Here is a 17459-nt window from a genome sequence, read left to right as displayed (position 1 = left end):
AACACCGGGGCGCGACAGCGGCCGGGCCGAGCCTGGCCCGGACCAGCGGGCGGGCGTCGACGCGGGCCCGGTCGGGCCGGCGCGCGCCGGTGCCGACGCCGTCCCGGACGAGCCGGCGCGCACGGAGTCACTGACGGATCTGCTGGGCGGGCGACGCGGCGCCATCGACGCCACCCTGCCGCCACTGGCGTTCGCGGCGGGCTGGCTGCTGGGCGGCGAGTCGCTGTGGGGCGGAGTCGGGGCGGCGCTGGCCGTGGGCGCGGTGGTGGCCGGCGTACGACTGCGGCGAGGTGACCGACCCCGCTCGGTGCTGATCGGGCTGCTGGCCGTCTGCGTCGCGGCGTTGATCGCGGTACGCACCGGCCGGGCCGAGAACTTCTTTCTGATCCAGGTGCTGTCCAACGCCGCGAGCGCTCTGGCGTGGACGGTCAGCATCGTCGTGCGGTGGCCGCTGCTCGGCGTGCTGGTCGGCGCGGCGTTGGGCCAACGCGCCCGGTGGCGGCGCGACCCGGCGCTGCTGCGCGCGTACGGCCGGGCCAGTTGGGTGTGGACGGCGACCTACCTGCTGCGGCTCGCCGTGTTCGTGCCGCTGTACCTCGGTGGGCAGGTGCTCGCGCTGGTGGTGGCCCGGGTGGCGCTGACCTGGCCGCTGGTCGCCGCGGCGCTGGCATTGAGCTGGGTGGTGCTGCGACGGTCGCTGCCGGCCGGGCACCCGGGTGTGCGGCACCCGGTCGCACCGCCCCGCCGACCCTGACGGCGCGGGTGGATGCGGGCAAGAAAGTGGAGAGGCCGCCACGGGGGGAGCGGCCTCTCCGGTGACGTACGTTACTCCGTCACAGACCTCGGTGTGATCCCGCGACGGCCCGAATTTCTGGGCTTTTTCGCGGCTGGCTCCAGTCCGGGCGGTGGGGTGAGCCGGCCGATCCGCTGCGTCGGCCAGATGGCCGGCCCACCCCGGCCTGACCGTGGGTGTCAGGCCGTCCGCCAGCCCCGGTCCGTCGTTCCCCGGACCTGGGCCGGACCCCGGGGTGGGCGGTCCACGCCACCCACCCCGGGTCGTTTTAGCCGTTCGGGAACAGGCTGCCGTAGTCGGCGTACGCCATGGCGACGTCAGCCTGCGCCCAGAACCGGTGGTAGTTGAAGCTGGGCTCCGCGCCACCGTCCAGGTATGCCTGCACCTTGGGCCAGTCCGGGTCGTTCTTGTAGAAGGACCGGATGTCGAGGAAGCTCTTGCCGGCGGCGATGGTGTCGCCGTTCGGCATCTTCCCGGTCCAACCCGACGGGACGTAGAGGCCCTGCCCGGTGGACGCGTTGTAGACGTCGTCGAAGCGCCGGTAGTCGCCACGCTTCTCGGTGGTGGAGACGCCCTTGGCGTCACTGGCCGCGGAGAGCGCGTCCAGCAGCCCCTTGGCGGTGTCCTTCGCCGCCACGTTGCCCGACTTGGCCGCGTACGCGATCAGGGTCCGGGCGTAGGCGGCGGTGACGCCGACGTCTTGGCCCTTGGTGATGACCTCGACGTGCAGGCCGGTGTTGGGCTGCGGGTTGGACGGGTTCCAGGTGGTTGGCTGGCCGGTCCACGCCATGTCCGACGGGATCGACCAGTTGGTGCCGAGGGTGGTGTTGGCGATCGCCCACGGCACCCACTTGTCCAGCAGCGCCTTGGCCTTCGCGTTGCCGGTCTGCAGGTACAGCTCGGCGATCCGCTGCATCGACCAGGCCTGCATGCCGAACCACTGGTTGGACGGCGGGTCGTTGTAGACCGGGTCGACGTCGTAGAACATGCCGTAGAAGGTGCTGGTGCCGGCCGGCGGCTGGGCGTAGCTGCCGTCCCAGCTGTTGGTGGCACCACCGGCGATGCCGCCCTCGGCGGACTGCAGCCAGGTGTAGAACTCCAGCTGCCGCTCGAAGCTCTTGGTCCAGTCGCTGACCGCGGTCGACGACTGCGGCTTGAGCTCCGGGGTGTTGGTCAGCGCCCAGGCCGCGAACGGGTTCTGGTAGCCGAAGTGGTTGTGGCTGGAGCCGATCCGCCACGACCAGTTCTGGCTGGTGTCGTACGCACCGCCCCAGGCGTAGTACCAGGACAGCAGGTAGTGGGCCGAGTCCCTGCCGGTGCCGGCGGGGCAGGTGCTGGCCCCGACGCAGTTGCCGATCTTCTTGAAGTACTTGTCGAACATCGCGTACCGCAGGTAGTCGCCCATCTTGGCGGCCTTGGTGATGGTGGCCGCGACGTCGGCCTGCTTGTTCTGCGCCTTGGCCCAGGTCAGCGCCCAGTACGCGGCCTGCACGGCGCGGGCGTCGGCGTCCGGGGCGTTGGTGTACTTCCACTGCTTGGCGGGGGCGCCGGTGTCCTTGACGAACAGGTCGAGGTAGCCGTACTGGCCGCCGTGCTTGAAGGTGTCGCAGGACGGCTGCGGAACGGTCTCCCACACCGACTCCTGGGTGCCCCGCTGGAAGGTGTTGATGTACGCCGGCTTGGTGGTGCCGTCACCGCAGCGGCCGAAGCCGTAGGTGTTGTCGACGTCCAGCAGCCAGTGCATGCCGTAGATGTCGCCGGTGCCGTAGGTGGACTGCAACTCCGAGCGGAGCGGGTCCTGCCCGACCGGGACGTTCGGGTTCAGCGCCGAGGGGTACTGGCTGGGCAGGTTGTACTCCGCGGCGTACTGCGGGGTGCCCGCGGAGCCCGCGGTCGGCTGGTCGGCGTGGGTCGGGATGATGTACTTCTCCATCACCGTCCAGGCGTTGTTGAACGGGGCCCAGTTCTGGGTGACCCGCCCGTAGTTCGCCTCCAGCCAGAGCCAGAAGCTGAACGCCTCCGAGGTGGTCTCGTGACCGTGGTCGGGCGCCTCGACGATCAGCGTCTCCACCGAGTGGTACGGCACGCCCTCCGGGCTGAAGTAACCCGAGTTCTTGATCTTGCCGTACTGCTCCAGGAACTTGGCGATGTAGGTGTTGTCGCCGCCGGGGGTGTCGTTGTCGATCTCGGTGGCGGTGACCGCCAGCGAAGCGAGACCTGTGGCGGAGGCGGTGATGGTGGCGGCACCGCCGGCGGTGTCGGTGTCCTCCGCCGCGGCGACCGTGATGGTGACGCCGGTGTTCCAGTTGCTCGGGGTCAGCGTGGCGGTGGTCGGCGAGACCGTGACATCGGTGTCGCCGGTGCGGGTGAGGGTGACCGGCACGTTGGCCGTCGGCGCGGCGCTGAGCTTGAGGTTGAAGGTGCTGGTGCCACCCTCGGGGACGCTCACCGCGGACGGCGTGGCGACCAGTGTCGGGCCATTGGCGGCGCCGACGGTGAACGCCTTCTCGTCGACCCCGATGCCGTTGGCGTTGTCGTACGCCTTGGCCTGCACGGTGTAGCTGCCGGCCGGCAGGTCCTCCTGGGTGTAGGCGTACGGGGCGGAGGTGTCGGTGTTGATCAGCAGGCCGTTGCGGTAGAACTCGACCTTGCTGATCGTCCCGTCGGGGTCGCTGGCGGTGGCGGTCAGCGGCACGTCGGCCGGCGCGGTGAACGGCCCGGCCGGCAGGCCGAGGGAGACCGTCGGCGGCTGGTTGGCCGGGGTGCCGTTGCAGGGGGTGCCGTTGAGGGTGAACGCGGTGGGCTTCGGGTTGCTGCCCGAGTGGGAGCCGTTGAAGCCGATGGTGGTGGAGGCCCCGGTGCCGAGGTTGCCGTTGTACGACTCGTTGGTCGCGGTGACCTCGCTGCCGGACTGGCTGAACCTGGCCGACCAGCCCTGCGTCACCCGCTGACTGCTGTTCGGGAAGGTCCACTTGAGCGTCCAGCTGCTGACCGGGTCGCCCAGATTCTTGATGGTGACGTTGGCGGTGAAGCCGGTGTTCCAGTCGTTGGTCGCGTAGACCACGTCGCAGGCGGGTGCGGCCTGTGCGGCGCCGGCGGGCAGGGTCACCCCGCCGACAGCGAGCGCGGCGGCGGCGATGATCGCCACTCGACGGCGTCGTGCCAGTTGTCTCATGTGCGCGGTGTCTCCTCGGACCAGGCCGGGACGGTCCCCGGCGAGGCGCCTGCCCGCGAGGGTGGTGGTCCGCGGGGATGTCGAGGCGCCGGGAAGGTGGTCTCCCCCGGGCCCGGCCGGGGTCGGCGGTGCGGCCCGCACGGGAGGGGATCCCGCCGGCTGATCGGGTGACCGTGACCGGAAGTGGTGATGCCGCCGGCTGCCCTCGGTAGACCCGCGTTCACGCGATGTGGCTCCTGTCGCGTTGAATCGACAGTGTGCCATGGAAGCGCTCCCACAACAAGCGCACAGAGCGCCGAAGCAGCTCCTTGTTTCGATCTCGTTTTGGGGCTTTCACAAAGGCGTGACGGGCGTTACAGTCGCAACATCGGTCGATGGGAGCGCTTCCATCGACAAGGTTCCAACAAGAAGATCGCCGGGGTCGTCTCTGACGGGCCCGGGGAACCAGACCGAGGGCCGACGACGGGCCAGCCCGGACGCCGTCGTCAGCCATCGTCCCGCCACACGGAGGGAGGTGGAACCACAGCCACTCGCGTGGCCCGGCTCCCGCGCGACACGCACGGCAGGACCCAAATTCCGCCCGTGTGTGTGCAGTTACGGTGGGGACGGGGGTTGCCCTCCCCCGTCCCCACACTAAACCCCCGTACACGATAGGAAAAGAGGCCGACGGGACAGGCGCGCCGCGCCGCCCGGACGGCCTCGTTCGCTGCTCGGGGCCACATCCGCCTCCCATCCGCCAGCGCCGGCCGACACGACGGCCGGCTGACCGGCCGGCAGCGCCTGCCCTATCATGGGAGCGCTCCCGAATCTTCGGCGGTGGCCCCGTATCCATGAGGAGAATCCATGTCGATACCTATCGGGCCCGCCGGCCCGCTGCGCTTCCCGGACAATTTCGGCTGGGGCGCGGCAACCTCCGCGTACCAGATCGAGGGCGCCGCCAAGGAAGACGGGCGCGGCGAGTCGGTCTGGGACACGTTCAGTCGCGTGCCAGGGCGCACCCGCAACGGCGACACCGGCGACGTGGCCGCCGACCACTACCACCGCTACGCCGAGGACCTCGACCTCATGCGCGACCTCGGGTTGCGCAGCTACCGCTTCTCCATCTCCTGGCCCCGAATCCAGCCCGACGGTGCGGGTGCGCCCAACCAGCGTGGGCTCGACTTCTACCGGCGCCTCATCGACGGCCTGCACGAACGCGGGATCACCCCGATGGCCACCCTGTTCCACTGGGACCTCCCGCAGGCACTCCAGGACGCCAACGGTTGGGAGTCGCGCGACACCGCCTACCGCTTCGCCGACTACGCCGACGCGGTCTTCCGCGCCCTCGGCGACCGGGTGCCGGTCTGGCTCACCATCAACGAACCCAAGACCGTGGTGCAGAACGGCTACCTCACCGGCCACCACGCCCCCGGCCGGCAAGACCCGGACGCCGCCTACCTGGTCGCCCACCACCTGCAACTCGCACACGGGCTGGCCGTCGGCGCGCTACGGGCCACCGGCAGCGACAGCCGGATCGGCCCCGCGCTCAACCTGCACCCCTGCTACCCCGCCGACGACTCCCCGCAGGCTGCCGCGGCCGCCCGCCTCTACGACGGCTACGAGAACCGTCTCTACCTCGACTCCCTGCTCAAGGGCAGCTACCCGGAAGACCTACTGGCCGACCTGGGCCCGCAGAGCCGGATGGTACAGGGCATCCGCGACGGCGACCTCAAGATCATCGCCGCGCCGATCGACCTGCTGGCCGTGCAGTACTACACCCCGATCTACGTCACCGCCGACGGCGGCACCGCGCATCGCTGGGCGACCTCCGAGGCCGAGTGGCAGCAGATCTACCCCGAGGGGATGTACGACCTGCTGACCCGCATCACCCGCGACTACGGCCCAATCCCGCTGACCATCACCGAGAACGGGCTGCCCACACCGGACACCCTGGCCGCGGACGACACCGTCCACGACAGCGGCCGGATCAGCTTCCTACGCGATCACCTCACCGCCGCGCACCGGGCCATCGCCGACGGGGTGCCGCTGGAGAGCTTCCACGTCTGGTCACTGCTGGACAACTTCGAGTGGGACCAGGGCTACGAGCAGCGCTGGGGCCTGGTCTACGTGGACTACCCGACCCAGCGGCGGGTGCTCAAGAGCAGCGCCACCTGGTACCGCTCCGTCATCGCCGACGGCGGTTTCTGAAGGCGCCGCCACCCGGACGGCCGGGCCCGGACGGCTCGGCTGCGGTGAGCCGGTGACCGTCCGGGCCTCGGCCGGCGCACTCAGCGGGGCAACGCCTGCTGCAACTCGGCCCGCAGGGCCGGCGTGAGCATCTCCCCCGCCTGCTTGGCCAACCGGGCCATCTCGTAACCGACCACGCCGATGTCCGCATCGCCGGCGGCCAGCGTGGCCAGGATCGAACCATCGCGGATCTGCATCACCAGGAAGTAGCCCCGGCCCATCTCGACCACCGTCTGCTTGACGATATCGCCGTCGAACATCTGGGCCGCGCCCGCGGTGATGCTCATCAGCCCGGACGTCACCGCGGCGAGCTTGTCCGCGTTGTCGCGGGGCAGGTGATCGGAGATCGCCACCAGCAGCCCGTCGGAGGAGACCACCACCGCGTGTGCCACCCCCGGCACCCGCTCCGCGAACGCGCTCACCAGCCAGCTCAGGTCACGCGCCTCCTGGCTCAACGTCGTCACTGTCGTCGTCCCCCTTCGTTGTGCCCCCCGGACGGTGGCACGGGTATCTCGGTGGTGTCTTCGGCCTCGGCGCGCCGCACTCCGCTGTAGAGCCGCGAGAGCATGCCGCCGACCGCCTCCGGGTCCGGGTCGGTGCGGATCGGTGCCGACATCGGTTGTGCCGAACGGGTGACCGCGCTCAACTGCGCCATCGGCACCCGCACCGGCAAGCCCCGCTCATTCGTACCGGCGGTCACCGGAATGGTCGGCGGCGCCGCCGGGGCGGGCACAGCCGGCGTCGACGGGCCCTGCCGCGACCACCAGCCTCCACCGTCGCCCCGGGCAACAGCCGGGGTCAACACGTCCTCGGCGCGCACGGGCACCGGACGGCCCTGCCGCGGCACCGCGACGCCCGGAGGACGGCCGGCCACCGGCAGATCCCGCTCCGCGACGCTCGGCCCCGGGGCACGGGCCCCCCGGACGGCGCCGGACTGGGCGGCCACCACCCCCCGAGCCGCGCTCGTCGCCAGCATCCGAGCCGGCGGTGGCGCATCCAGCTCCACCGCGCCCGCCGGGGCCAGCAACAGCGCGGGCAGGGCGAGCCGGGCGACCAGGCCATCCTCGCCGCCGTCCAGCCGTACCCGCACGCCCAGCCGAGCGGCGAGGTGGCTGACCACGAAGAGCCCCATCCGTTCCACCGCCGCGACGTCCGCGTCCGGCGGGCTGGCCAAGACCTCGTTCGCCTGGACCAGCGCGGCCGGGCTCATCCCCAGGCCACGGTCGACGATCTCGATCAGCAGGGCACCCGCCTCGACCCGGGCGGTCACCACCACGACGGTGTCCGGGCGGGAGAAGGCCGTGGCGTTCTCCAGCAGCTCGGCCAGCAGGTGCACCAACTCGCCGACAGCGTGCCCGACCACGTGCACGTCGGCCACCGACTCGATCCGGACCCGCTGGTACTGCTCGATCTCGGCGGCGGCGGCCAGCAGCACCGCACCCAGGCTGACCGGCCGGTTCCACCGACGGGTGGAATCGGTGCCGGCCAGCACCAACAGGCTCTCGTCGTTACGACGCATCCGAGCGGCCAGGTGATCGAGCTTGAACAGGTTCTCCAGCTGGTCCGGGTCGCTCTCCTCGCGCTCCAGGTCGTCCAGCAGCTCCAGCTGGCGCTCCACCAGCACCTGGCTGCGCCGGGCCAGGTTGACGAACATCGCGTTGACGTTGCGCCGCATGAGCGCCTGCTCGACGGCGACGGTGACCGCGCTGCGGTGCACCGCCACGAACGCTTCGGCCAGCTCGCCGATCTCGTCGAGCGAGCGGACCACCGCCGGCGCGACGTCGATGCGGGGCACCCCGCCGGTGACGGTCTTCAGGCGGTCCAGTGCGTCCGGCAACTCGACCTGCGCGATCCGCAGCGCCTGGCTGCGCAGCAGCCGCATCGACCGGGCGACCGACCGCCCGATGAGCAACGAGATCAGTAGGGCGACCAGCAGGACCGTGACGACCCCGCCGACGACCAGCAGGGTCGTGCGCAGCTGGCCGCTGCTAGCCTCGTCGGCCTGCCGTACGGCGTCGTCCAGCACGCCCGCCTCCAGCTGGCGCAGCAGCTCCTGACGCTGCTGGCTGGCCGACCACCACTGCTCCGACGGCAGCACCTGCGGCGACGCGCCGCCGGACGACAGGCTGCGCTCCTCCAGCCCGGTGGCGACCAGGAACATCGGGGACACCGAGGTCTCGTCGTAGCGGCGGATCTGCTCGCTGGTGGCCGCCACCCGGAACGCGCCGAGCGCGGTGAGCTGCTGGCCGCGCAGGTCGGCGAGGATCACCCGGTCCTCGGTGCCGTACCCACCGGCGCGGGCGGCGGCGTAGAGCTGGGCCCGCACCCGGGAGGAGAGTTCCTTCACCCGGGCCAGCTGGACGTAGCGCAGCACCGCGTCGTTCAACGCCGGTTGGTTCTGACCAGGCTTCGGCTCGGCGAGCAGGTCGAGCAACGCGCCGATGGCCCGGTGGTAGTTGCCCAGGATGGTCTCGCTGCTGAGCACCGCCGGCGGAATCGCCGAGCGGATGTCGACCACCTGGTCGTACGCCTCCAGCGCCTCGGAGAAGGCGACCCGCCAGGACGCGTCCGCGTCCGCCAGCGGCTCGGCGGCCCGGCTGAGGTCCACGATGGCCTTGTCGGTGGCCGCCTGCAACGGCTTCAGGTCGGCCGCCGCGGTCTGCCGGTCGCCACCCTTGCGCAGCTCACCCAGCTCCCCCGCCGAGCGGTCACGCTCCTGTTGGAGCTGGTGCACCGCGGCGGTGATCTGCCGGCCGATGCCGACCTGGCTGGAGAAGTCGTTCAACGCCGTCGTCTGCCCCACCAGCGTGCTGGTCTGCACCCCGGCGAGCAGGAGGAACGCCATCGACGGGACCACCAGCACGGTGGCGAGCTTGGTGCTCATCCGCCAGTCGCGCAACCGGAACGGGGACCGCCGCCGGTGCGGAACGACTCGGACGTCGAAGCGGCGCCGGCGGTGGTTCGACACCGCGCCGTTCGCCGGGTCGGGACCTGCCGCCACCCTGCCTCCTCCGTCCTACCGCGTCCACCGCGGTACGGGGAGCGCAGTCCATCCAACCAGGCTCGGTACCGCTGTCAACGGCCCGGGCGAGGCCGAGGTTCAGGAAGGATACTGCGGGTGGGAACGTCCTGCCGTGGTCGGCAAAACCAGCTCGTCCGTCCGGCCGATGTCGGCGAGCCCGATTGCGTCACCGAACCGCCCCAGCGCCACCAGCGCGGCACCGGTGGCGCCGATTTCCGGGTTGCGTTGGTGCGACACCGGCCGCGGTGCGAGCGCGGTGGCGAAGGCCTGCCGCCACCACACCGAGGCGGCCACCGCGCCGCCGCCCAGCACCACACCGACCGGTTTGTCGATCGTGGACTCCAGCACCCCGAGATCCTCGGCGACCAGCTCACACAACCCCTGCATCAGCCCCGCCAGAATGTCGACGGCGGTGGTGCTGAAGCTGAGGCCGTTCAACTGACCGCTGCCCGCCGGTGCCAGGCCAGGAGCCCGGTCACCACCGAAACGCGGATCCGCCGGTCGGCCACCGCCCGCCGGCACCAGCGCCAGCGCCGCGTCCAGCTCGGCGCCCTGGGGCAACCGCAGCTCCCGGTTCGCCCAGGCGAAGAGGTTGCCCCCGTTGGCGTACGCGGACCCGGTCACCACGTGGTCGTGGTCGACCCGGTAACGCCACAGCCGTTCGGGGAGGCGGGGCATCGGTTCACCGGCCGGAATCCGCTGCATCAGCCGTACGGCCGCGGAGGTGCCCACGGTGACGGCGGCCCGGCTCGGGTCGACGCAGCCCGAGCCGACGTTCGACGCCCCGCCGTCGCCGACCGGCGGTGTCCACCGGGCCTGCGCCAACTGCGGCCATCGACGGGCCAGGTCGACCCGGAGCCGACCGTGCCAGTCCAGCTCGCCGAGGGGCGGCAGATCCTGTGGTCGTGCCCCGGCCAGCGCCAACGCCTCCTCGTCCCAGCGCAGGGTGCGCAGGTCCAGTAGGCCGGTCCCGGAGGCCTGGGAGATCGACATGGGTGCCGTGTCGAGCAGCTCGCCGAGCACGTACTCGGGCAGGCCGACGAACCGGGCGATCGGGGTGCCGCACTGCTCGCGCACCCAGGGCAACCGCATCGACCAGTACGAGCGGTGCCACCAACAGCCGGTGCGTTGGTGGAAGCCATCCGGGTCGGCCGGCCCGGCGGTGCCGCCGACTGGCGCGGGTCGGGTGTCCAGCCAGGTGATCACCGGGCCCATCGGGGCGCCGTCGCGGTCCAGCGGAAGCACCGAATGCCACTGGGCGGAGACCGCCACCAGGCCGACGTCGTGCAGGTGGCCCGCGCCGGCCAGCTCGTCCAGGCACTCGACCAGGGACGCGAGATAGTCGCGACCGGACAGCGTGCCGGTGCCGTCGTCGCCGATGGCGAGGTCGACCTTGCGGCGGGCCAGGGCGCCGGGCAGCGGCTGGGTGTCCGCGTCCAGCACCAGCCCGCGTACCGACGAGGTGCCGAGGTCGAGCGCGAGAATGTTCATCGACGGTCAAGTTACCCGGTGTCAGCCGGGCGACGGGCGCGTAGGGTGGATCGCATGCTCGCGCATCTGACCAGTTGGTGGCCCGCCGACCCGGCGGCCATCCCCCGCGCGTAGCTCCATCCACGCGGCCGCCATCGAGGCGGTCGCCGGATCTCCCGGCCGGAGGGCCGCCACGACGGCGACGCCCAGCCCGACGGAGACTCCCGATGACCCACCTGACCGACCTGCTCGCCGCCGTCGCACACGGCGTCGACCCCGGCCCCTTCGCGCTGCTGCGCCGCGAGGGCGCCGACGAACTGGACCTGTTCACCGGCCCGGTCGACACCGCCGAACGGCTCACCGACATTCCGCTGCCGCCCGGCCCGCCCGGGGCGCGGACGCTGGCCCTGGTGCCGTACCGGCAGATCACCGAGCGCGGTTTCGCCTGCGTCGACGACGGCGCCCCGCTGGAGTTCCTCCAGGTCCGCGAGCACCGGCGGTTCGCGCTGGTCGACGTGCTCGCCGCGCTGCCCGACGAACCGGTGCGCACCGTCGACGCCGGCTTCGACGTCAGCGACGAGGAGTACGCGCGGACCGTGCAGCGGGTGCTGTCCGAGGAGATCGGTCGCGGCGAGGGCGCGAACTTCGTCATCCACCGCGCCCTGCACGCCACCGTGCAGGGCTCGCCGCTGGGGGCCGCGCTGGCGGCGCTGCGCCGGCTGCTGCTCGCCGAACGCGGCGCGTACTGGACGTTCGTGCTGCACACCGGCACCCGGACGCTGGTCGGAGCCAGCCCGGAGCGACACGTCAGCGTCGACGACGGTCTGGTGATGATGAACCCGATTAGTGGCACCTTCCGGTGCCCCGGTGGCATCGCGGACCGGGCGGCCCTGCTGCGCTTCCTCGCCGACCCGAAGGAGGTCGAGGAGCTGTACATGGTGCTCGACGAGGAGCTGAAGATGATGGCCACCGTCGCCGAGCGCGGTGGGCAGGTGATCGGCCCGTACCTGAAGGAGATGTCGCACCTGGCGCACACCGAGTACCTGCTCGCCGGGCGGGGCACCCGGGACGTGCGGGAGGTGCTGCTGGAGACGATGTTCGCCCCCACTGTCACCGGCAGCCCGATGGAGAACGCCTGCCGGGTGATCGCCCGGCACGAGCGCCGGGGCCGGGGCTACTACGCCGGTGTGCTGGCCCTGCTCGGCCACGACGAGGCCGGCCGGCAGACGCTCGACGCCCCGATCCTGATCCGTACCGCCGAGATCTCCCCCACCGGCCGACTGCGGGTGCCGGTCGGCGCGACCCTGGTCCGCCACTCGACGGCGGCCGGCGAGGTCGCCGAGACGCACGCCAAGGCCGCCGGTGTGCTGGCCGCGCTCGGTCTCGGGCCGGCGGCGCCCGTCGGCGACCGCGGGCCGGTCGCGCGGCTGGCCGACGACCCGGCGGTACGCGACGCGCTGGCCGCCCGGAACGCACCGCTGGCGCGGTTCTGGCTGGATCAGCGGGCACCGGACGCGCCCGGACTGCCCGGGCTGGTCGGCCGGCGGGTGTTGATCGTGGACGCCGAGGACACCTTCACCGGGATGTTGGCTCACCAACTGGGCGCGTTGGGTCTCGCGGTGACCACCCGGCCGTGGCACGGGTACGGCCCGGTCGACGCCTACGACCTGGTGGTGGCCGGTCCCGGGCCGGGCGACCCTCGGGCGGACGAGCCGAAGATGGTGGCGTTGCGGACACTGCTGACCGAGCTGCTGGCGACCGGCCGTCCCGCCCTCGCGGTCTGCCTCGGCCACCAGGTGCTGGCCGGGCTGCTGGGGCTGGCGCTGCACCGCCGGGAGGCGCCCTATCAGGGGTTGCAGCGGGAGGTGTCGCTGTTCGGCCGGACCCGCCGGGTCGGGTTCTACTCGACGTTCACCGCCCGCGCCGAGGCCGATCGGCTGGCGACCGGGTACGGGCCGGTGGAGCTGGCCCGCGACCCGGGTGACGGCGCCGTGCACGCCCTGCGGGGGCACGGCTTCGCCGGGGTGCAGTTCCACGCGGAGTCGGTGCTCAGCCCGGACGGACTCACCGTGCTGGCCGAGCTGTTGACCGACCTGCTGCCGGCACCGCTTCGGGACGAGTTGTCCGCGACGCCGGGACGCGCATAGTCGCCGTGGCTCGGGGGTAGGGCTGGATCGACCGGTGGCGTGGACGGGCCGAGAGCCCCCGCCCGCGCCACCGGTCGCCGTCGCCGGTCAGCCGGACAGTCCCGCCTTCAACGCGGTCCCCAGCAGCACGGCGCGACGGGCGGTGAGCGCGCAGGCCCCGAGCGCCACGGAGTCCGGGGCGATCTCCCCGTTGTTGCTGGTGTGCGAGGCGCCGTACGGGTTGCCGGCGATGAACTGGCTGGTGTCGGTGTAACCGGGGGTGACCACCACACCGCCCCAGTGATAGAAGACGCTGAAGAGCGAGGTCAGCGTGGTCTCCTGCCCCCCGTGTGCGGTGCCCGTCGAGGTGAAGGCGGAGTAGACCTTGTTGGCTAGGGCGCCCTGGGACCAGAGCGGGCCGGTGGTGTCGATGAACTGCTTCAGCTGGGCGGCGATCATGCCGTACCGGGTGGGCGCGCCGAGGATCACCACGTCGGCCCAGGAGAGGTCGTCGAGCATCGCCTCGGGCACATCCTGGGTCTCCAGGTGGTGCGCCTGCCAACCCGAGTTGGAGCGGATCGCCTCGTCCGGCGCCAGCTCGCGCACCTTGCGCAGGCGCACGTCGGCACCGGCGTCCCCGGCGGCCTCACACACGGCCTGCGCCATCTGGTAGGTGGTGCCGGTGGCGCTGTAGTAGATCACCGCTACCTTGGTCTGGGCAGCCATCAGAGTGTCCCCTTCTCGTCTCGGATCAGCTCCCGCGACTACCCGCTGCGGACAGGCTCTAACGGCGGCGCCCGGCCGCTCACGTATCGGCCCGCCGGCTCAAGTTTTCCGCAACTTCCCGGTCGTTCCGGCCCGGGGCCGCGCGCGGACGGCGATCCTGATGCCATCGGTGCCGGCGGGATCACGCCGCCGCCCCGCACCGGGCACCTGAACGGGGGATCGCGCTCCGCCGGCAACGGCGCTGGCGTAGCGCGATCAGGGGAGCAGCACGGCTCCCGCGCCCCCGCCTTGGCTCAGTGGACCAGGGTCGCCATCAGCCGGTCCAGTTCGGCCGCCGGGTCGGCGGTGAGACCGGTGTGCACCGGCCCTGTCTGGATCATCGTGCTGCGCGGCGCGGCCAGCCAGTGGAACCGCTCACCGAGCCGCATCCGGGTCGCTGGCCCGTCACCCGAGCAGGTCCGGTCCCAGGAGTCGAGCACCGCGGCCACCGCCGGCAGGTCGATGTCGGCCGCGAGCGCGCGGACCCGGTCGGCGTCCAGGTGGGTCCGCGCGGCCAGGAAGTCGCGCTGCTGGCAGTAGAGCAACACCCCGACGTTGATCTGCTCGCCGCGCTCGATGCGGGGCACCAGCCGGATCGTCGCGTACTCGAAGGGATGCCTCACGCCATGCTCCCTGTCGGCAGCCAGTCCGCCGGCCGGGCGACCCGGCGGGACAGGTGCGCCACGTACGCGGCACGCGCCTCGTCCGCCGAGTCGAAGTCGGCGGCGGTCAGCCACTGCGCCGGCACCAGCGCCAGCACCTCGGCGAGCAGGTCCGGGGTGACCCGTGGGGCCAGCTCGGCGTCGGCCTCGGCGAGCCGGTCGGCGTACGGGGCGAGCACGTGGTCGTCGGCCCGGTAGGCCCGGTGCACGGCGGCCTCGGAACGCGGCCAGTTGTGGTGGAAGTACAGCGAGGCGCCGTGGTCGATGAGCCACAGCTCCCGGTGCCATACGAGCAGGTTGGGGTTGCGCCAGCTCCGGTCGACGTTCTCCACGTACGCGTCGAACCACAGCACCCGCGACGCCAGCGTCGGGTTGACGGGGTGTGCGACCGGGTCGAAGCCCAGCGCCCCGGGCAGAAAGTCCATCCCCAGGTTGGCGCCGCCGCTGTTGCGGAGCAGCTCCTGCACCTCCTGGTCGGGCTCCGCCCGCCCGATCACCGGGTCGATGTCGAGCACGACCAGCGGCGGTACGCGCAGCTCCAGGCGGCGGGCCAGCTCACCGCAGATCACCTCGGCGACGAGCGCCTTGGGGCCCTGCCCGGCGCCCCGGAACTTCGCCACGTACGTGCCCAGGTCGTCGGCCTCCACCACGCCCGGCAGCGACCCACCCTCGCGCAGCGGGGTGACGTAGCGGATCGCGGTGACCTGGCGGAGCACGCCGCCAACCCTACTGTGATCTCCGAGAGCCGGTCACCGTGACCGCTGGAGACCGCGTAGCAGCAGGTCGACGAGGCGGCGAGGGTCGTAGTCCGGGTCATTGTCGCGGCCGATGCAGAGGTTGCCGATGCCGCGCATCAGTTCGTAGGGGCCCGTGCCGGGTGTGATCTCGCCGGAGTCGACCGAGGCGTCGAGCAGCTGCGCGCAGACCGGCACGAGGTGGTCGAGGAAGTAGGTGTGCAGCGCGTCGAAGCCGCCGGTGTCCGATTGCAGCGCGTTGGCCAACCCGTGCTTGGTCACGAGGAAGTCGGTGAAGAGGTCGACCCACTGGCGGAGCGCGGTGAACGGGGAGTGGGCGCTGGCCAGCAGGTCCGGGCCGGCCTCGGCGCAGGCTTCCACCTGGTGGCGGTAGACGGCGACGACGAGATCCGCCCGGGTCGGGAAGTGCCGGTAGATCGTTCCGATGCCGACCCCGGCCCGGGCCGCGATCTCCCGGATCGGCGCTTCGACGCCGGAGGTGACGAACACCGAGGCGGCGGCAGCGACGAGCGTCTGCTGGTTGCGCAGCGCGTCGGCCCGTTTGCCCCGGGCCGGTACCTGCGGGGACTGGCTCGTCGCCGACACCGGGCTCTCCTTCGCGCAGACGGTTGGCAAAGCGGATCAGCGTTCCGTATATTAGTGGAACGGCGATCCGCTTCGACTGTAGCGGAAGCAGGGACTTCCTGCCCGGCACCAGCCGTGCCGGTTCCACGTCAGCAATCGGGAGTCGACGCGATCGGACGGGTCGAGTCCAAGTAGTCCCTGCGGTGGGGGGCCAGCGGCACGCCGTGGCCCCCCACCCACCGGGCCGTGGTCAGTCGAGCCTGTCCCGCAGGTCGTCGACCTGCTGCTGGAGGCGGTCCACCGCGCTCTCGTTGTTGACGAAGGTGGTGATGCCCGCGGCGAGGCCCAGACCGATCAGCACCGCCAGGATGCTCAACACCAGGCCGCCGATGGCCACGCCCCGACCGGTCACCCCGGGCCGCGCGGCCATCTTCAGGCCGACGATGCCGAGGATGATCCCGATGATGCCCAGCACCAGCCCGATCCAGGCCAGGATGGCGGTCAGGACGCTGAGCAGGCCGGCGACGCCGAAGACCAGTGCGAAGGTGGCGGCCGCGCTCGTCTTCGCGCGGGCGTCCCCCCGATGCGTCCGGGACCCGGCCGATACGCCGGCACCCCGGGCCGGCTCGCTTGCGGCAGTCATGAGACTCCCTTCCGCACGCGCGGCGCGCGTACTTTCGGCGGGCGTTTTCCCACGTCGACCGGCGTTAAGCCTGCCAACGCCGCGATCTTGTCGGTGGACGGCCCTAGGCTGGCGGCCCGGCCACCGGAAAGGAGCGTGGCGATGCCTTCCGACCTCAGCGCGGCCGAAGTGCTGGCGCTGCGGATGACCAGCCTGCTGTTACGCCCACACCCGGGGGGCCGGCCCGACACGGTCGCCGAGGTGGTCGAGTGGTTCGGTGCGATGCAGGCACAGGACCTGGCCAGCGGCATGTGGTCGCTGGGTGCCCGACTGCCCGGGCGAAGCGTGGCCGACGTGCAGGAGGCCTTGGAACGGCGCGAGGCGCTGCGCACCTGGCCGATGCGAGGCACCGTGCACCTCGTCCCACCGGCCGACGCCCGTTGGATGCTGGAGCTGACCGGTGTCCGCTCGCTGGCCGGTGCGGCCACCCGCCGGGCGCAGCTCGGGCTCTCCGACGTCGACGCCGACCGGGCGGTGGACGTCCTCGGTGCCGCCCTGGCCGGCGGCGGCCGGCTCACCCGGGCGCAGTGCCTGGCCACCCTGCGGGAGGCCGGGCTGGGCACCGACGGCCAGCGCGGCTACCACCTGCTGTGGTACGCGAGTGTTCGCGGGGTGACCTGCGTGGCACCGAACGTCGGCACCGACCAGACCTTCGCCCTGCTCGACGAGTGGGCACCGGCGTCACGCCGCCTGGATCGGGCCGAGGCGCTCGCCGTGCTGGCCCACCGCTACGTCCGCGGGCACGGCCCGGTCACCGACCGGGAGTTCGCCAGCTGGAGCGGCCTCACGCTGACCGACGCACGGCACGGCCTGGCCGCGGCCGGCGACGCGCTGAGCACGGTACGGGTCGACGGTGAGTCGATGTACGTCGACGCCGCGCTGACCGACGCGCCGCGCACCCCGGTCGACGAGATCTTGGCGCTGCCCGGCTTCGACGAATATCTGCTCGGCTACCGAGACCGCGCGCTGATGCTCGACCCCGCCCACCAGGCTGCGGTCGTCCCCGGCAACAACGGGATCTTCCAGGCCACCGTGGTGCGCGCCGGCCGCGTGGTGGGGGTGTGGAAACGCCGGATCGGCCGGTCGGCGGTCACCGTGACGATCCAGCCGCTGACACCGCTGCGCGCCACCGCGCGCGCCCGGGTGGAGCAGGCCCTGGAGCGGTACGCCGACTACCTCGGGCTGCCGCCCCGCTTCGAGTGGTTGACCTGACTCTGCG

The 17459-nt window shown here is 72.1% G+C and carries 13 protein-coding genes; 4 read left to right on the top strand and 9 right to left on the bottom strand.

Annotated features, from left to right (window positions below; genetic code table 11):
- The first annotated feature begins 139 nt into the window (after window positions 1–139).
- Entirely contained in the window at window positions 140–754 is a 615-nt protein-coding gene (locus ACIBF8_RS25555; RefSeq protein ID WP_396786248.1) for a DUF3159 domain-containing protein, read from the top strand.
- Between the two features lie 307 nt (window positions 755–1061).
- On the opposite strand, the gene ACIBF8_RS25550 is transcribed toward ACIBF8_RS25555, so the two are convergent.
- The gene (locus ACIBF8_RS25550) at window positions 1062–3968 is read right to left on the bottom strand and encodes a glycoside hydrolase family 48 protein (protein ID WP_396786192.1); all 2907 of its coding nucleotides are present in this window, start codon (window positions 3966–3968) and stop codon (window positions 1062–1064) included.
- Between the two features lie 843 nt (window positions 3969–4811).
- Between ACIBF8_RS25550 and ACIBF8_RS25545 the strand changes: the two genes are divergently transcribed.
- Window positions 4812–6155: a GH1 family beta-glucosidase gene (locus ACIBF8_RS25545; protein WP_396786190.1), complete on the top strand. Its 1344-nt coding sequence runs from the start codon at window positions 4812–4814 to the stop codon at window positions 6153–6155.
- Window positions 6156–6235: 80 nt separating this feature from the next.
- On the opposite strand, the gene ACIBF8_RS25540 is transcribed toward ACIBF8_RS25545, so the two are convergent.
- The 3 genes from ACIBF8_RS25540 to ACIBF8_RS25530 form a co-directional block, all read right to left on the bottom strand.
- The gene (locus tag ACIBF8_RS25540; protein ID WP_334505462.1) at window positions 6236–6649 is read right to left on the bottom strand and encodes a roadblock/LC7 domain-containing protein; all 414 of its coding nucleotides are present in this window, start codon (window positions 6647–6649) and stop codon (window positions 6236–6238) included.
- Window positions 6650–6654: 5 nt separating this feature from the next.
- Window positions 6655–9195, bottom strand: a complete 2541-nt coding sequence (locus ACIBF8_RS25535; RefSeq protein ID WP_396786188.1) for a nitrate- and nitrite sensing domain-containing protein — start codon at window positions 9193–9195, stop codon at window positions 6655–6657.
- Between the two features lie 99 nt (window positions 9196–9294).
- Window positions 9295–10707: an FGGY family carbohydrate kinase gene (locus ACIBF8_RS25530; RefSeq protein ID WP_396786187.1), complete on the bottom strand. Its 1413-nt coding sequence runs from the start codon at window positions 10705–10707 to the stop codon at window positions 9295–9297.
- Window positions 10708–10913: 206 nt separating this feature from the next.
- Between ACIBF8_RS25530 and ACIBF8_RS25525 the strand changes: the two genes are divergently transcribed.
- Window positions 10914–12833, top strand: coding sequence for an anthranilate synthase family protein (locus tag ACIBF8_RS25525; protein ID WP_396786185.1), 1920 nt, complete (start codon window positions 10914–10916; stop codon window positions 12831–12833).
- A gap of 87 nt (window positions 12834–12920) precedes the next feature.
- On the opposite strand, the gene wrbA is transcribed toward ACIBF8_RS25525, so the two are convergent.
- The 5 genes from wrbA to ACIBF8_RS25500 all read right to left on the bottom strand — a co-directional run bounded on the left by wrbA (window position 12921) and on the right by ACIBF8_RS25500 (window position 16201).
- Window positions 12921–13538, bottom strand: coding sequence for an NAD(P)H:quinone oxidoreductase (wrbA, locus tag ACIBF8_RS25520; protein WP_396786184.1), 618 nt, complete (start codon window positions 13536–13538; stop codon window positions 12921–12923).
- 293 nt (window positions 13539–13831) lie between these two features.
- Window positions 13832–14200 carry a DUF3037 domain-containing protein gene (locus ACIBF8_RS25515; RefSeq protein WP_396786183.1) on the bottom strand — a complete coding sequence of 123 codons (369 nt, stop codon included), beginning with the start codon at window positions 14198–14200 and terminating at the stop codon, window positions 13832–13834.
- The gene (locus ACIBF8_RS25510) at window positions 14197–14955 is read right to left on the bottom strand and encodes a HipA family kinase (protein ID WP_396786182.1); all 759 of its coding nucleotides are present in this window, start codon (window positions 14953–14955) and stop codon (window positions 14197–14199) included. The genes ACIBF8_RS25515 and ACIBF8_RS25510 overlap by 4 nt, the downstream gene beginning before the upstream one ends.
- Window positions 14956–14988: 33 nt before the next feature.
- Window positions 14989–15579 carry a TetR/AcrR family transcriptional regulator gene (locus ACIBF8_RS25505; RefSeq protein WP_396786181.1) on the bottom strand — a complete coding sequence of 197 codons (591 nt, stop codon included), beginning with the start codon at window positions 15577–15579 and terminating at the stop codon, window positions 14989–14991.
- A gap of 229 nt (window positions 15580–15808) precedes the next feature.
- Entirely contained in the window at window positions 15809–16201 is a 393-nt protein-coding gene (locus tag ACIBF8_RS25500) for a hypothetical protein (protein ID WP_396786180.1), read from the bottom strand.
- Between the two features lie 141 nt (window positions 16202–16342).
- Between ACIBF8_RS25500 and ACIBF8_RS25495 the strand changes: the two genes are divergently transcribed.
- Complete coding sequence (locus tag ACIBF8_RS25495) at window positions 16343–17452, top strand: winged helix DNA-binding domain-containing protein (protein ID WP_396786179.1); 1110 nt, start codon at window positions 16343–16345, stop codon at window positions 17450–17452.
- Window positions 17453–17459: the final 7 nt, after the last annotated feature.

It is taken from the genome of Micromonospora sp. NPDC050276 (assembly GCF_044459545.1).
GTDB lineage: Bacteria > Actinomycetota > Actinomycetes > Mycobacteriales > Micromonosporaceae > Micromonospora.
The sequence above is the reverse complement of the archived record's forward strand: the minus strand, read 5'-3'. Positions and strand labels throughout refer to the sequence as shown.

What these genes read in the sequence shown, in the direction of transcription:
- ACIBF8_RS25550 (WP_396786192.1), bottom strand. Translation starts at nt 3,968, where the DNA reads ATGAGACAACTGGCACGACGCCGTCGAGTGGCGATCATCGCCGCCGCC.
- ACIBF8_RS25545 (WP_396786190.1), top strand. Translation starts at nt 4,812, where the DNA reads ATGTCGATACCTATCGGGCCCGCCGGCCCGCTGCGCTTCCCGGACAAT.
- ACIBF8_RS25530 (WP_396786187.1), bottom strand. Translation starts at nt 10,707, where the DNA reads ATGAACATTCTCGCGCTCGACCTCGGCACCTCGTCGGTACGCGGGCTG.
- ACIBF8_RS25525 (WP_396786185.1), top strand. Translation starts at nt 10,914, where the DNA reads ATGACCCACCTGACCGACCTGCTCGCCGCCGTCGCACACGGCGTCGAC.
- wrbA (WP_396786184.1), bottom strand. Translation starts at nt 13,538, where the DNA reads ATGGCTGCCCAGACCAAGGTAGCGGTGATCTACTACAGCGCCACCGGC.
- ACIBF8_RS25500 (WP_396786180.1), bottom strand. Translation starts at nt 16,201, where the DNA reads ATGACTGCCGCAAGCGAGCCGGCCCGGGGTGCCGGCGTATCGGCCGGG.
- ACIBF8_RS25495 (WP_396786179.1), top strand. Translation starts at nt 16,343, where the DNA reads ATGCCTTCCGACCTCAGCGCGGCCGAAGTGCTGGCGCTGCGGATGACC.